The organism is Stenotrophomonas sp. IS26 (genome assembly GCF_054188265.1).
In genome coordinates this window covers 1-14566 of sequence record NZ_JBSZJV010000001.1, presented here as the reverse complement: position 1 = coordinate 14566, position 14566 = coordinate 1, and the positions used below count along the sequence as shown (strand labels likewise).

Sequence of the window (14566 nt, the reverse complement as noted above, 5' to 3'; positions counted from 1 at the left end):
GCACGGTGTCGGACAGAACCGTCCGCGACGCCCCATGACGCACCCAGCGCGAACGAAGCGCTGCACGCGCCACGCCTGAAAACGCAGAAGGCGCGAACCGCCGAAGCCGTCGCGCCTTCTGGTGAGCCTCGGGGCGTCCTGCCCCGCAGCGTCAGTTGGACAGGTGTTCGATCGCCGCCACGCTGCCCAGGCGGTCGCCCAGGCGCTTGAGCAGGGCCAGTCGATTGGCCCGCAGCGCGGGATCCTCGGCATTGACCATTACCGCATCAAAGAACGCGTCCACCTGCGGGCGCAGGCGCGCCAACCGGTTCAACACGCTCACGTAGTCCTTCTGGTGCAGGCTGGCGTTGCTGTCATCGATGGCCGCTTCCACCGCTTCGGCCAGTTCGCTTTCGGCCGGCTCGGCCAGCAGCGCCGGGTCGATCATCCCCGGGATCTCGCCCTCCGCCTTGCGCAGGATGTTGCGGATGCGCTTGTTGGCCGCGGCCAGCGCCTCGGCTTCGGGCAGCGCAGCGAAGGTGCCGATGGCATCGATGCGGCGGTCGAAATCGTACAGCGAGGCCGGCTTCAACTCGGCGACCGCGTTGAAGTGCGTGGCCGGCACGCCCTTGTCGGCGTAGTAGCCGCGCAGGCGGTCGATGATGAAGTCGTACAGCTCCTGCGGCAGCGCCTCGGTCTTGCGTTCGGCACTGGGCTGCACGCCTGCCGGCAGGCCGGCGATGGCGGTACCGATCAGCGCGCGCAGATCCAGGTCGAACCCGCTTTCGATCACCGTACGGGCAAGGCCAAGCGCGTTGCGGCGCAGCGCGAACGGATCCTTGTTGCCGGTCGGCTTCAGGCCCGCGGCGAAGCCACCGACCAGCGTGTCCAGACGCTCGGCGATGGCCAGCACCTTGCCCAGCGGCGACAGTGCGATGTCATCCCCACCGAAGCGCGGCTGGTACGCCTCGTCGATGGCCAGCGCGACCTCGGGCGACTCCCCGCCGGCCACGGCGTAATGCCGGCCGGCAATGCCCTGCAGTTCCGGGAATTCATTGACCATGCGCGACTGCAGGTCGTTCTTGGCCAGCACCGCAGCACGCTTGGCCAGCACCGGCTCGACGCCCACCTGCGGCGCGATGGCCTCGGCGAGGGCGGCCACACGGGTCACCTTCTCGGCCACCGAGCCCAGCTTGGCCTGGTAGGTGACGGTCTTCAGGCCATCACCCATCGCTTCCAGACCCTGCTTCAGATCTTCATCGAAGAAGAACTTGGCATCGGAGAAGCGCGGACGGATCACGCGCTCGTAGCCCTTGGCCACTTCGGCCACGTCCTTGGACTCGATGTTGGCGATGCCGATGAACTTCTCGGTCAGCTTGCCGCTGGCATCGAGCACCGGGAAGAACTTCTGGTTGATCTCCATCGTCTCGATCAGCGCTTCCTGCGGCACCGCCAGGAACTCGCGCTCGAAACTGCACAGCACCGGCGCCGGCCACTCGACCAGGTTGACCACCTGCTCCAGGTTGTCCGGGGTGATGCGTGCCTGGCCACCGGCCTGCGCGGCAGCGGCGTTGACCTGCTCGACGATGCGTGCGCGTCGCGCGTCGGCATCGACCAGCACATAGGCGGCCTGCAGCGAAGCGACGTAGTCCTCCGGCGCGCTGAGCCACACGGTCTTGTCATGCATGAAGCGATGGCCGCGGCTCATGCGGTCGGCCTTCAGGCCCAGCACCTCGGCCTCGATGATGTCCGGGCCATGCAGCAGCACCAGCCAATGCACCGGGCGGGCGAAGCCGTAGGTGTGGCTGCCCCAGCGCATCGGCTTGGGGATCGGCATCGCGGCGATCGCCTCGCGCAGGATCTCCGGCAGCAGCGTCGCGGTGCGCGCGCCCGGCGTGGTGGAGCGGTGCACGAAGCGCTCGCCCTTGGCATCGCTGGTGCGCTCCAGCGCGGTCCACTCGATCCCGGCCTTGGCCGCGAAACCCTGCAGCGCCTTGGTCGGCTGACCCTCGGCGTCAAGCGCGATGTTCAGGTACGGGCCCAGCACTTCGCTGTGCTGTTCCGGTTGTTCCACCGCCACGCCGGGCAGCAGCACCGCCAGGCGGCGCGGCGTCGACAGTGGCTTGGCATCGCCTCGTTCGATGGCCACGCCCCGCTTGCTCAGGCCGTCGACGATGCCATCGAAGAAGGCCTGGGCCAGGCCCGGCAGCGCCTTGACCGGCAGTTCTTCGGTACCCAGTTCAATCAGCAGCGGCTGCATCGTGCTCATTCCTGCACCTCCTTGGCGGCGACGGCTTCGAGGCGCTTGGCCTCGTACAGCCTGGCCACCGCCTGGGCCAGCGCGCGCACGCGCAGGATGTAGCGCTGGCGCTCGGTCACGCTGATCGCGCGGCGCGCATCCAGCAGGTTGAACGCATGGCTGGCCTTGCAGACCTGCTCATACGCGGGCAGCGGCAGGCCGACATCGACCAGCGTCTGCGCTTCTTTTTCGCAGGCATCGAAGCGATGGAACATTTCGTCCACGTCGGCGTATTCGAAGTTGTAGGTGCTCTGCTCGATCTCGTTCTGCAGGTACACATCGCCGTAGGTGACCGGGGTGCCATCCGGACCGTAGGTCCAGATCAGGTCATAGACGTTGTCGCAGTTCTGCAGGTACATGCACAGGCGCTCCAGACCATAGGTGATCTCGCCGAGTACCGGCTTGCACTCCAGGCCGCCGGCCTGCTGGAAATAGGTGAACTGGGTGACTTCCATCCCGTTCAACCACACTTCCCAGCCCAGGCCCCAGGCGCCCAGCGTCGGCGATTCCCAGTTGTCCTCGACGAAGCGCAGGTCATGCACCAGCGGATCGATGCCCAGCGCCTTGAGCGAATCCAGGTACAGCTGCTGGATGTTGTCCGGGCTCGGCTTCATCGCCACCTGGTACTGGTAGTAGCGCTGCAGGCGGTTGGGGTTCTCGCCGTAGCGGCCGTCGGTCGGGCGGCGCGAGGGCTGCACGTACGCGGCATTCCAGCTTTCCGGACCGATCGAGCGCAGGAACGTGGCCGGGTGGAAGGTGCCCGCACCGACCTCCAGGTCCAGCGGCTGGATCAGCACGCAGCCCTGCTGCGCCCAATACTGGTTGAGGGTCTGGATCAGGCCCTGGAAAGTGATCGGAACGTTCGGGATCGCGGACATGCGGCGGATTCTTGCCTGCAGAAGGGGTGCGCTAGTATAGCGACCGACCGCACGGGCCTTCCGTGCCTGGGGAAATGGAGGATGGATCCACGCCTGCCTGCGGCGTCTGCCAGCGTCCCTGCGGGGGGCGTCTCCCTGCCGCACGGCCGCCTGGATTTCGACCAGGTCGCCGCCGCCCTGGTCGCCGATGGCCTGGTCGCCGCCGCCGATCTGGAGCGCATCCGCTTCTCCGCCCCGGGCGCACGCAACGCCAGCGAGGTCCATCCGCTGGTGCTGCTGGCCAACCTGAAGCTGGGCGCCAACGGCGGCGGTGAGCTCGGTCTGGAGCGCCTGAGCGAATGGCTGGCCCAGCGCGCGGGTGTGCGCTACCTGCGGGTGGACCCGACCCGGGTCGACGTCTCGGCGGTCACCGCCCTGGTGTCCCACGCCTATGCCCGCCGCCACCGCTTCCTGCCGCTGGCGGTGGACAGCGAGCGCGTGCTGGTCGCCACCAGCGAGCCGCTGGCCCAGGAATGGCTGCGCGACCTGCAGCACCTGAGCCGCCGCCGGATCGAGCTGGCGATGGTCAACCCGCTCGACCTGCACCGCTACACCATGGAGTTCTACGGGGTGACGCGCTCGGTGCGCGGCGCCCGTGGCGATGTCCGCGGCGAGACCAGCAGCACCCTGCCCAGCTTCGAGCAGTTGGTGGAACTGGGCCGCGCTGGCGACGTCAACGCCGACGACCAGCACATCGTGCACATCGTGGATTGGCTGCTGCAGTACGCCTACGAGCAGCGCGCCTCGGACATCCATCTGGAGCCGCGCCGCGACATGGGGCGCATGCGCTTCCGCATCGATGGCGTGCTGCACAAGGTGTTCGAGGTGCCGCCGGCGGTGATGACCGCCGTGGTCAGCCGGATCAAGGTGCTGGGCCGGATGGACCTGGCCGAGCGCCGGCGTCCGCAGGACGGCCGCATCAAGACCCGTTCGCCAGGCGGGCGCGAAGTGGAAATGCGCCTGTCGACCATGCCCACCGCATTCGGCGAAAAGTGTGTGATGCGCATCTTCGACCCGGATGCCGCGTTCAAGAGCATCGACCAGCTCGGCTTCAGCCCGCAGGAGGCGGACGGCTGGACCGCCCTGGTCGAGCGCCCGCACGGCATCGTGCTGGTGACCGGGCCCACCGGCTCGGGCAAGACCACCACGCTGTATTCCACGCTGAAGCGGCTGGCCACGCCGGAGGTGAACGTCTGCACGGTGGAAGACCCGATCGAAATGATCGCGCCGGAATTCAACCAGATGCAGGTGCAGACCAACATCGACCTGGATTTCGCCAGCGGCGTGCGCACCCTGCTGCGGCAGGACCCGGACATCATCATGATCGGCGAGATCCGCGACCTGGAAACCGCGCAGATGGCGGTCCAGGCCTCGCTCACCGGCCACCTGGTGCTGTCCACCCTGCATACCAACGATGCGCCCTCGGCGATCACCCGCCTGCTCGACCTGGGGGTGCCGCATTACCTGCTCGCCTCCACCCTCAACGGGGTGCTGGCCCAGCGCCTGGTGCGCACCCTGTGCACCCACTGCAAAGTGCCCACGGCGCTCTCGGCCGAGCAATGGGCGGTGCTGACTGATGCCGATGCGGCATTACCTGAGGCGCCCACGCCATATGCACCGGTCGGCTGCATCGACTGCCGGCGCACCGGTTTCCTCGGTCGCGTGGGCCTGTATGAGTTGCTGCCATTGGGTTCCAGCCTGCGCCGGCACATCCGCGCGGACATGGATCTGGCCGCCTTCAACCGTGCCGCACGTGCTGAAGGGGTACGAACCCTGCGCCGCGCGGGGCTTGAAAAGGTAGCGGCAGGGCTGACTACAATCGAGGAAGTCCTCTCGGTCCTGCCTCCCCCGGATGAATTCCGCCCCGTTCCTGATTCTTGAAACCGGCCAACCCGTCGCCTCGCTGCGCCGCTACGGGCGGTTTTCGCACTGGATCCGGGTCGCGGCCGGGCTGGATGCCGACGAGACCGTGGTGGTCGATGTCGAACATGGCGGCACCCTGCCCAGCCACCGCGATTTTGCCGGCGTGATCGTCAGCGGTTCGGCCGCCTACGTCACCGACCGCGCCGAGTGGAGTGAACGCAGCGCACAGTGGCTGCGCGAAGCCGCCCACGACGACCGCCCGGTGTTCGGTATCTGCTACGGCCACCAGCTGCTCGCCCACGCGCTGGGCGGCGAAGTCGCCTACAACCCGGCCGGGCGCGAGTCCGGCACGATCGAGCTGGCGCTGGATCCTTCCGCAGTCGACGATCCGCTGTTCGGCGGCCTGCCGGCCCGCTTCCCGGCCCACGCCACCCACCTGCAGACGGTGCTTCGCGCGCCCGAGGGCGCGGCGATCCTGGCACGCTCGGCGCAGGACAACTGCCACGCCTTCCGCTGGGGCGCACACGCCTGGGGCGTGCAGTTCCATCCGGAGTTCGCCACCCACCACATGCGCGGCTACGTCCGCGCCCGCGCCGAGTGCATCCGCCAGCACGGTGGTTGCGCGCGCAGTGTCGCCCGCGACGTCAGCGCCGCGCCGCTGGCCCGCCAGCTGCTGCGCCGTTTCGTCCGCCAGGCACGCAACGCCTGAGCCCCGCGCGGGGGACGTCATCCGGGCGCAACGCAGCGTCCGCGCCGCGCCGGGCGGCCTTCAGGTCACGCGCCGGGAAAACAGGGATAATCGACCGCAATCGGGCGTTCGCGCCTTCTCCCCTGTCCCGGAATGTTATGAGCGAGATTCGCAAGCTGCCGGCCTCCGCCGGCGCGGAATGGCTGGTGTCGGGTTTCACCCTGCTGCGCAAGGCGCCGCTGGCGCTGGGCCTGCTCGGCGTGATCTGGGCCGTGGCCGCGTTGCTGGTGATGTCGCTGGCGATGGTGAGCCCGGCGCTGAGCACGCTGGCGCAGCTGTTGATGGCACTGGCCGGCCCGCTGTTCTTCGGCGGCCTGGTCTGGGCCGTGCGCGAAGTCGACCAAGGTCGTGTCGCGCAGCCGTCGCACCTGCTGCAGGGCCTGCAGGAAGGCCGCGCCTTGAACCTGCTCGCCTCGCTGCTGCCGCAGCTGGTGGCCGGCCTGTTCCTGGGCGTGTTGTTGCTGGTGCTGATCGGCAGCAGTGGCCTGCAGCACCTGAGCGAGGTGATGGTGCAGCTCAACGCGATCAGCCAGTCCGGCGCGCAGCCGGACCCGGCGCAGATCGAAGAATTGATGGCGAGCCTGCCGGCGATGCGCATCCTGCTCTGGCTGGCACTGGTGGTGGTCACCTTCCTGGCCATGGCGCTGGCGCTGTTCACCCTGCCGCCGCAGGTGATGTTCGAGCACCGCAACGGCCTGCAGGCGATGCGCCTGAGCCTGCGCGCCTGCCTGCACAACGTGCTGGCGATGCTGGTGTTCTTCCTGCTCGCCTTCGTTGCGGTGTTTGCGATCTACTTCGGCGTCATGCTGGTGGCGCTGATCGCGCAGTTGATCGGCGGCACGATGCTCGCGCTGTTCGTGGCGCAGCTGCTGCTGATGGGCGTGGTGATGCCGGTCTTCGCCGGTGCCATCTACACCGCGTGGAAGCAGATGTTCGGCCAGCAGGGGCCGCAGACCCCGCCGCCGATGCCGGGCCCGAACAACGTGTTCGCGGCCTGATCCAGACAAAACCCCGGCCTTGGCCGGGGTTTTTGTTTGTGCCTTACTCCGGCTGCTCTTTCCCGCCCGGGCGTGGCACCAGCCAGCGCGCGGCGTGGATGCCCAGCTCGTAGAGCAGGCACATCGGGATGGCCAGCATCAGCTGCGAAACCACGTCGGGCGGCGTCAGTACCGCGGCCAGCACGAAGATGCCCACGATCGCATAGCCGCGACCTTCCTTGAACTGCTGCGGCGTGATCCAGCCGAGCAGCACCAGGATCACCATCGCCACCGGCAACTCGAAACTGGTGCCGAAGGCGAAGAAGATCGCCAGCACGAAATCCAGGTACGCCGTCGCATCGGGGGTGATCGCAATCACCTCCGGGCGGAACGTGGTGAGGAAGTGGAACACCGCCGGCAACACCAGGAAATACGCGAACGCGCAGCCCAGATAGAACAGCAGCACCGACGAGGCCAGCAAGGGCACCGCCAGGCGTTTTTCGCGGGCATACAGACCCGGCGCCACGAACGACCACAGCTGGAACAGCAGCCACGGCACGGCGATGAACACCGCCACGAAGAACGTCAGTTTCAACGGCGCGAAGAACGCGCCGGCCGGATTGGTCGCGATCATCGTCTGCCCGTTCGGCAGCTGCGAGATCAGCGGTTCGGCGATCATCGTGTAGATCTGCCGCGAGAACGGCATCAGGCCCAGCAACACCACGCCCAGGCCGATCAACGCGCGCACCAGGCGTGCACGCAGCTCGATCAGGTGTTCGACCAGCGAACTCTCGTTACTTTCATGCTCGCTCATCGCGGTGCCTCGTGGTTCGGCGGCGTGGGCACAGGCGCAGGCGTAGGCGGCGCGGTGTCAGTCGACGGCGGCAGAGCCGCCGGGACGTCCGCACGCGGTGCGCTGCCATCAATGCCCGGCGGCGCCATCGCATCGCGCGGCGGCTCGGCCCCCTCGGTGGCCACCACATGCTGGGCCACGCTGGCCGGGGAACCCGGTGCGGGGCCGGTCATCACCGGCTCGTCCTCGGCAGCCGCGGCGACGTCATCGCCGTGCCGCGCCACGTCCTGGCGCATCTGCTCGGCTTCGCGGCGCACCGCTTCGCCACTGGCGCGCAGCTGCGACTCGGTATCGCGCATCGAGGTTTTCACATCATCGAACTGCCGCTTGATCTCTTCGGCGTGCAGTTCACGCTCGAGTTCCTGCTTCACCGAATCCCACTGGTTGCGGGCACGGCGCACCCACAGCCCGGCGAAGCGGGCTGCCTTGGGCAACCGCTCCGGGCCAAGCACCACTAGGGCCACCACCGCGATGACCAGCAGTTCACTGAAACCGATATCGAACACGCCAAGCCGCCCGGATCAGCGCGGGTCGCGGTCGTGCTCGGTCTGCGACGTCGTCGTCGAGTCCTGCGGACGCGAACTGTCGCTGAGCTGCGCGTTCGGCTTGTCCTCGTCGCGCATGCCCTTCTTGAATTCCTTGACGGCGCTGCCAAGGTCCTTGGCGCCGCTGGTCAGTTTCTTGGTGCCGAACACCAGCAGAACGATGACCAGCACGACCAACCAATGCCAGATGCTGAAACTGCCCATGACTCGCTCGTTACGTAGTGATCAGACGGTTGAGCATAGCGCACCGGCGGTAAGCCGGCGCGCGTGACAAAAGTCAGTTGCCGTCCAGCGATTCGGTACGGACTTCACCGTCGCCGACCGGCTGGAAGCCCTGCTGCGGGGCCGGTTGCGCCGGCACGGACTGCAACGGGGCGGTGGTCGCGCCAGCGGCGGCCGGGGCCGGTGCCTGTTCAGGTCGAACCGGCACGGCAGCGGCGCGCGGCGCAGCGGCCGGCGCCGGGGCAGTGCCCGCGGTGCCGCGCTTCTCGCGGGCGGTATAGGTGGCTTCCTCCAGGCGATCACGGAAGGCGACCACGTCCACCGACGGCGGCTCGCCGACACGGCCTTCAAAGACCATGCGCGGCGTGGTGTTGCTGCCGTAGGCATCCAGGTTGGCGGCATCGTCGATCTGCAGCACGGCGCCATCCAGTGCCACACCGGCGAACAGCCCGCGGGCACGCGACCAGGACCAGATTTCGGCCTTCAGCTGGCCATCGGTGGCGGCGGCAGCGTTGCGGCCAACCGGACCGGCGGCGACGCCGGCATCGGCGCCCAGGGTGAACTTGCCGTTGACGAGATTGTCCAGGCTGCGATCGTTGCGGAATACCAGCACGACATCGGAAGACTGCACACCGGCCTGGAAGCCGATGCTGCCGCCGGTGAGCTTGACGAACACCGGGTTGGACCAGCTGCCATCCGGCGTCTTGACGGACATCAAGCCGTGGCCGCGACGGCCGCCGATCACCAGACCGGCCTTGATCGTGTCGGGAATGACAATGACCGCGCGACCTTCGTCGAGCAGCTTGTCGGGAATCCCCTGCTCGGGGATGTCCTGGATTTCATTCAGGACGCGCACGGCATTGCGGGCGCGCTGGTCCTCCTGTGGCCCGGCCATGGCCTGGGTCGACAGCAGGCTGGCGGAGATCAGCAGAACAAGGCTGAGGCGGCGCATGGGTGGGCTCCAGAAAGTCGATTCATACAAGATAGCGGCAGGTACGACCGGGGTCGATACGCTTCTCGACGTTAGAAGGCCGGCGATGAATCGGCAATGAGTATTCCGGGCTATCGATATGCCTGCCAGATCGCGTTCATCATCCAAATCCATCCCGCCAATCGCGCAGACCTGCGAGAATGGCGGCATGCTCGACGCACCCGACACCGCCGTGCTGGCGGTCAATCTAGGCACGCCCGAGACGTCAACCGCCCCGGCGGTGCGTCGCTACCTGGCTGAGTTCCTCAGCGACCCGCGCGTGGTCGCGATTCCGCCGCTGTTCTGGAAACCCTTGCTGTTCGGGCTGATCCTGCCATTGCGCAGTGGTCGCTCGGCCGCCAAGTACGCCCAGGTCTGGCTGCCGGAGGGCTCCCCGCTGATGGTCTACACGCGCCGGCTGGCCGAGGCCATGCAGGGCCTGATGCCCGACCTGCGGGTGCGCCATGCGATGCGCTATGGCGCCCCGGCGCTGCCGGCCGAGCTGGACCGGCTGGCCGCCGAAGGCATGAAACGGATCGTGGTACTGCCGTTGTATCCGCAGTATTCGACCACCACCACCGCCTCGATCGAGGACCAGGTGCGCGAGTGGCAGCCGAAACATCCCGGCGTCACCGTGACCCTGGTGCGCGATTACGCGGTCGATCCGGACTGGGTCGCCGCCGTCGCCGGCAGCATCCGCCAGTGGTGGGAACAGCACGGCCGTGGCGAGAAGCTGGTGTTCTCCTTCCACGGTATTCCGCAGCGCCTGGCCGACGCCGGCGATCCGTATCCGCAGCGCTGCGAAGCCAGCGCCCACGCGATCGCCCAAGCGCTGGAGCTGGCCGACGATGCCTGGCAGCTGACCTACCAATCGCGTTTCGGCCGTGAGAAATGGCTGCAGCCCTATGCCGAACCCACCCTGTGGGCGATGGCCGAGAAGGGCGTACGCAGCATGGACGTGGTCTGCCCCGGCTTTGCCACCGACTGCCTGGAAACCCTGGAAGAGGTGGCGATGGGCTTTACCGAGACCGTTGCCGAGCGCGGCGCGACAATGCGCTACATCCCCTGCCTCAACGACGCGCAGGCGCATGCACTGGCGCTGTCGCGGCTGAGCATCGCGGCGCTGGCATGACGCTGCAGCCGTTCTCGCTGCCGGTTGCCGGCAGCACCGTGGCCGGCCTGCGGTCGGCTGAGACCGGCGGCACGCGTGTTCTGGCGCTGCATGGCTGGCTCGACAACGCCGCCAGCTTCGTACCGTTGGCGGCGCAGCTGCCGGCGCTGGCGCTGGTGGCGATCGATCTGCCCGGCCACGGCCACAGCGCGCACCTGCCGCCCGGCACGCAATACAACACGCCCGGTGCGATCTGCCACGTGCTCGACGTCGCCGATGCGCTGGGCTGGGACCGCTTCGTGCTGCTCGGCCACTCGATGGGCGCCGGCATTGCCAGCCTTACCGCGGCGGCCGCCCCCGAACGCGTCGAGCGCCTGATCGCGATCGAGGCCCTCGGCGGCCTGCGGGGCCCGGAGAATGAAACCGCACAGCGCCTGCGTGAGCATGTGCGTGCCGCGCGGGCGCTGCCCACCCGCAAACTGCGCGTGTTCCCTGATCTGGCCGCGCCGATCCGCGCCCGCATGATGGCCAACCAGCTCAGCGAGCGGTGTGCGCGCCTGCTGGTCGAGCGCGGCGTCAAGCCTGTTGAAGGGGGTTTCAGCTGGTGCAGCGATCAGCGCCTGATGCTGCCCACCGCGATGCGCCTGAGCGAAGCACAGATCGACGACCTGCTCACCGCGATCGAATGCCCGACCCAGGTGATCTACGCCACGCCAGCGCAGTCGTATTACCCGGAGCCGTTGCGCAGCCAGCGCATCTCGCTGCTGCGCGAAGGCCGCTTGGCCGTGTTCCCGGGCACGCATCATCTGCACATGGAGCATCCCCAGGTGGTGGCCGAGGTGATCCAGGGCTTCCTCGCCGGGTAAGCCCTGCACGGTGCGACACACGGTCGCACTCAACTTATCCCGGCAGCGACCGATACCGATGATGCAGGCCGATCTTCATTGGCCGCACTGTCGTCGCTTGCTCCGCCGTTGCGAAGCCGCGCATCACCCAGGCTTCCAGGGAACGTCGTCGCAATGCCGGATTGGCCGTGCCATCGCCCACAGGACCGGGCCATGCCGGCGGTGATTGCCACCGCCGACGCGGCGTTTTCCGCTGCGTGCTCTCTGCGCGCCTCCCTGCTTCTTTCCGCTGCCGCACCCACCGCTTCGCCGGTGACGGGTGTGGCATCCGCCTGCGCGCGATCACGCCGCGGGCTTTCCGCTTTCTGATGATTCTGGAGCCGCCATGACCGCCATTCCCGATGCCTCCTCCCGCCCGCCCGATCTGCTGCCCACGCGCATGTCCGGGCCGTCCGCTGACGCGGCCTGTCTGGTCACCGCAGGGGTACTGCTCGCCGCCGCCGTGATCGCTGCGATCGGGCAGCGGCAACCCTGGGCGCTGGTTCCCGTCGCGATCGCAGCCGCACTGTTGGGCCTGCTCGCGCTGCGTATGCGGCAGCAGGGCAATGCACTGCGGCAGGCACAGACGCGGGCGCTCTCGCTGGCCGCGGAGGCAGCACGCGCGCAGGCGCGTGATCGCGTCGAACACACGCACGACGCCCAGGTCCGGCAGGCGCTGGATGTCTCCCGCACCGCAATGATGATCGCCGACAACGACCACGTGATCCGCTACGTGAACCAGTCGGTGGTGACCCTGCTGCGCAACCAGCAGGCCAGCCTGCGTGAGGCCTTCCCCGACTTCGATGCCGAGCGCCTGGTCGGCAGCAGCATTCACCGTTTCCATGCGAATCCGGACCGCATCCGCGCCATCCTCAATACGTTGATGGCCACCCATCACGGGCGTGTGCGGATCGGCCCGGTGCATTTCGCCCAGGTTGTCACGCCGGTATTCGATGCGAAGGGCCAGCGCCAGGGCTTCGCGGTGGAATGGCATGACCGTACCCACGAACTGCTGCTGGAACACGCCGTGGCCGATATCGTCGAGGCGGCCAGCAAGGGCGATCTTGATCGCCGGCTGCAGGCCACGGACGGAGGCGCGAGCTTCCTCAACGGCCTGACCGGCGGCATTAACCAGCTGCTGGACAGCGTGGGTGGCACGGTCGGTGAGATCCGCCGGGTGCTCTCGGCGCTGGCCGATGGCGATCTGGACCAGCGCATGCGGGGCGATTTCCACGGGTCGTTCCAGGCCATGCAGCGCGATGCCAATGCGACGGCGGAGCAACTGACCGCGATGGTCGAACGGATCAAGCAGTGCACCGGCTCGATTTCGCTGGCCGCCAGTGAGATCGCCAGTGGCAACGATGATCTGTCCGAGCGTACCGAACGCCAGGCTGCCCATCTGGAGGAAACCGCCGCCTCGATGGAGGAGCTGACCTCCACCGTGCGCCAGAACGCCGAACACGCGCGCCAGGCCAGTGCGTTGGCGCACGGCGCGCATGATGTCGCCACCCGCGGCAGCCAGGTGGTGAGCGAGGTCGTGACCACCATGGACGCCATCCAGACCGCCTCTCACCGCATCGGCGACATCACGCGGGTGATCGACGGGATCGCCTTCCAGACCAATATTCTTGCCCTCAACGCCGCCGTGGAAGCAGCACGCGCAGGCGAGCAGGGCCGCGGCTTCGCGGTGGTTGCCAGCGAGGTACGGAGCCTGGCACAACGGTCGGCCGAGGCAGCCAAGGAGATCAAGGGGCTGATCGATGCCTCTGTAGTGCAGGTCACCGACGGCGCGCGCCTGGTCCAGGACGCCGGGCAGACCATGGGCGAGATCGTGAGCAGCGTGGCCGGTGTCAGCGGCATCATGGCCGAGATCTCTTCGGCCTCGCAGGAGCAGGCTGCCGGCATCGATCAGGTCAACCGGACGGTGGCGCAGATGGACGATGCCACCCAGCAGAATGCGGCGTTGGTCGAAGAGGCGAGTGCAGCCGCACGGCTGTTGGAAGCGCAGGCTGCCGACCTGACCCAGGCAGTCGCCGTGTTCCGTCATCAGGAACAGGCGTACCGCCCCGCCGCGGTGGCCTGATCGGCGTCAGTCCAGCACGCGTCTCGGCGCGCCCTGCAGCCAGGCGGCGATATTCTCGACCGCCTGGCCGAAATAATCCCGGTAATTGCGCGCGGTGACATAACCCAGGTGCGGCGTCGCCAGTACGTTGGGCAGCGTGCGGAACGGGTGCCCGACCGGGAGGGGCTCGATGTCGAAGACATCCAGCCCGGCGCCAGCGAAGCGTTTCTGCGCCAGTGCCTCGATCAGCGCGTGTTGATCGATCAGGCCGGCACGTGCGGTGTTGATCAGGTAGCCGTGTGCCGGCAGGCAGGCCAGCGTGGCCGCATCAACGATGCCCCGCGTGCGCTCACCCAGCACCAGGTGCAGCGAGACCACATCACTGTCAGCGAACAATGCCTGCTTGGACGCCGCCAAGTGCACGCCCGCGGCCTGCGCACGGGCGGCATCCAGGTTCGGACTCCACGCACTGACCTGCATCCCGAATGCCTGGCCGATCCGCGCCACGCGCTGCCCGATCTTGCCCAATCCCAGCAGCCCCAGCCGGGCACCATGCAGGTCCCGGCCGAGCGTCTGCTGCCACGGCCCGTCGCTGCGCGACGCGTTGGCCTCAGGCACCAGGTGCCGCATCACCCCCAGGATCAGCGCCCAGGTCAGTTCCACGGCCGGTTCGGGATGGCTGTCGGTTCCGCACACGACCACGCCCCGCGCCTTCGCGGCGGCGACGTCGATTGCGGCGTTGCGCATGCCGCTGGTAACCAGCAGACGCAGGCATGGGAGCTTGGCCAGCAGCTCGGCGGTGATCGGCGTGCGCTCACGCATCACCACCAGTATGTCGGCGTCCTGCAGTGCGGCCGCCAGCGCATCGCCCGTGTGGGATGCCGTCAGCGTACGTATCTGCACCGCATCGCCGAGCCGGTGCCAATCGGCGGACGATGTCGCCACGCTTTGGTAGTCGTCGAGAATCACGCAGTTCAGCGGCATGGGGGCGTCCTTCATCAGCAGCCATGACGATACGCCCGCGCGGCGGCGCGCTCTACAGACAGGTACGACCGCTGCCGGCGTGCCGTGCCCGCGTTGTGGGCAGGCGCTGTGGCCAAGCTGCCCCCAGGCAGGCACGGAATCGCAGACAAAAA

At 68.0% G+C, this 14566-nt stretch carries 13 protein-coding genes; 6 read left to right on the top strand and 7 right to left on the bottom strand.

Translation table 11 applies throughout. The features are described 5' to 3' along the window. Positions 1-151 precede the first annotated feature (151 nt). Positions 152-2248: a glycine--tRNA ligase subunit beta gene (gene glyS, locus ACW6W5_RS00065; protein WP_152152035.1), complete on the bottom strand. Its 2097-nt coding sequence runs from the start codon at positions 2246-2248 to the stop codon at positions 152-154. Continuing rightward, entirely contained in the window at positions 2245-3156 is a 912-nt protein-coding gene (glyQ, locus tag ACW6W5_RS00060; RefSeq protein WP_152152032.1) for a glycine--tRNA ligase subunit alpha, read from the bottom strand. Before glyQ ends, glyS begins: the two co-directional genes overlap by 4 nt. Before the next feature lie 81 nt (positions 3157-3237). Between glyQ and ACW6W5_RS00055 the strand changes: the two genes are divergently transcribed. From ACW6W5_RS00055 to ACW6W5_RS00045, 3 genes are all read left to right on the top strand, one after another. After that, entirely contained in the window at positions 3238-5076 is a 1839-nt protein-coding gene (locus ACW6W5_RS00055) for a GspE/PulE family protein (RefSeq protein WP_152152031.1), read from the top strand. Next, complete coding sequence (locus ACW6W5_RS00050; protein ID WP_121041006.1) at positions 5048-5767, top strand: glutamine amidotransferase; 720 nt, start codon at positions 5048-5050, stop codon at positions 5765-5767. The genes ACW6W5_RS00055 and ACW6W5_RS00050 overlap by 29 nt, the downstream gene beginning before the upstream one ends. A gap of 137 nt (positions 5768-5904) precedes the next feature. After that, on the top strand, positions 5905-6804 hold the full coding sequence (locus tag ACW6W5_RS00045) for a BPSS1780 family membrane protein (RefSeq protein ID WP_152152029.1): 900 nt from the start codon (positions 5905-5907) through the stop codon (positions 6802-6804). Positions 6805-6847: 43 nt separating this feature from the next. Here ACW6W5_RS00045 and tatC read toward each other — a convergent pair whose 3' ends face one another. The 4 genes from tatC to ACW6W5_RS00025 form a co-directional block, all read right to left on the bottom strand. Next, positions 6848-7597 (bottom strand): twin-arginine translocase subunit TatC, encoded by a 750-nt coding sequence (gene tatC, locus ACW6W5_RS00040; protein ID WP_102788725.1) that lies wholly within the window; start codon positions 7595-7597, stop codon positions 6848-6850. Then, complete coding sequence (tatB, locus tag ACW6W5_RS00035) at positions 7594-8142, bottom strand: Sec-independent protein translocase protein TatB (RefSeq protein ID WP_121041008.1); 549 nt, start codon at positions 8140-8142, stop codon at positions 7594-7596. The genes tatC and tatB overlap by 4 nt, the downstream gene beginning before the upstream one ends. Positions 8143-8157: 15 nt before the next feature. After that, positions 8158-8385 carry a Sec-independent protein translocase subunit TatA gene (gene tatA / locus ACW6W5_RS00030; protein WP_019185586.1) on the bottom strand — a complete coding sequence of 76 codons (228 nt, stop codon included), beginning with the start codon at positions 8383-8385 and terminating at the stop codon, positions 8158-8160. A 73-nt stretch (positions 8386-8458) separates the two neighbouring features. Then, positions 8459-9355, bottom strand: coding sequence for a lipid-binding SYLF domain-containing protein (locus ACW6W5_RS00025; RefSeq protein WP_152152027.1), 897 nt, complete (start codon positions 9353-9355; stop codon positions 8459-8461). A 187-nt stretch (positions 9356-9542) separates the two neighbouring features. On the opposite strand from ACW6W5_RS00025, the gene hemH reads away from it, so the two are divergent. From hemH to ACW6W5_RS00010, 3 genes are all read left to right on the top strand, one after another. Continuing rightward, the gene (gene hemH / locus ACW6W5_RS00020; protein ID WP_152152025.1) at positions 9543-10505 is read left to right on the top strand and encodes a ferrochelatase; all 963 of its coding nucleotides are present in this window, start codon (positions 9543-9545) and stop codon (positions 10503-10505) included. Continuing rightward, positions 10502-11350: an alpha/beta fold hydrolase gene (locus tag ACW6W5_RS00015; protein WP_152152023.1), complete on the top strand. Its 849-nt coding sequence runs from the start codon at positions 10502-10504 to the stop codon at positions 11348-11350. The genes hemH and ACW6W5_RS00015 overlap by 4 nt, the downstream gene beginning before the upstream one ends. 364 nt (positions 11351-11714) lie before the next feature. Further along, on the top strand, positions 11715-13451 hold the full coding sequence (locus tag ACW6W5_RS00010; RefSeq protein WP_152152021.1) for a methyl-accepting chemotaxis protein: 1737 nt from the start codon (positions 11715-11717) through the stop codon (positions 13449-13451). A gap of 6 nt (positions 13452-13457) precedes the next feature. Here the strand turns inward: ACW6W5_RS00010 and ACW6W5_RS00005 are convergent. Further along, a partial coding sequence (locus ACW6W5_RS00005; protein ID WP_458233612.1) for a D-2-hydroxyacid dehydrogenase family protein occupies positions 13458-14566 on the bottom strand: 1109 nt, incomplete at its 5' end.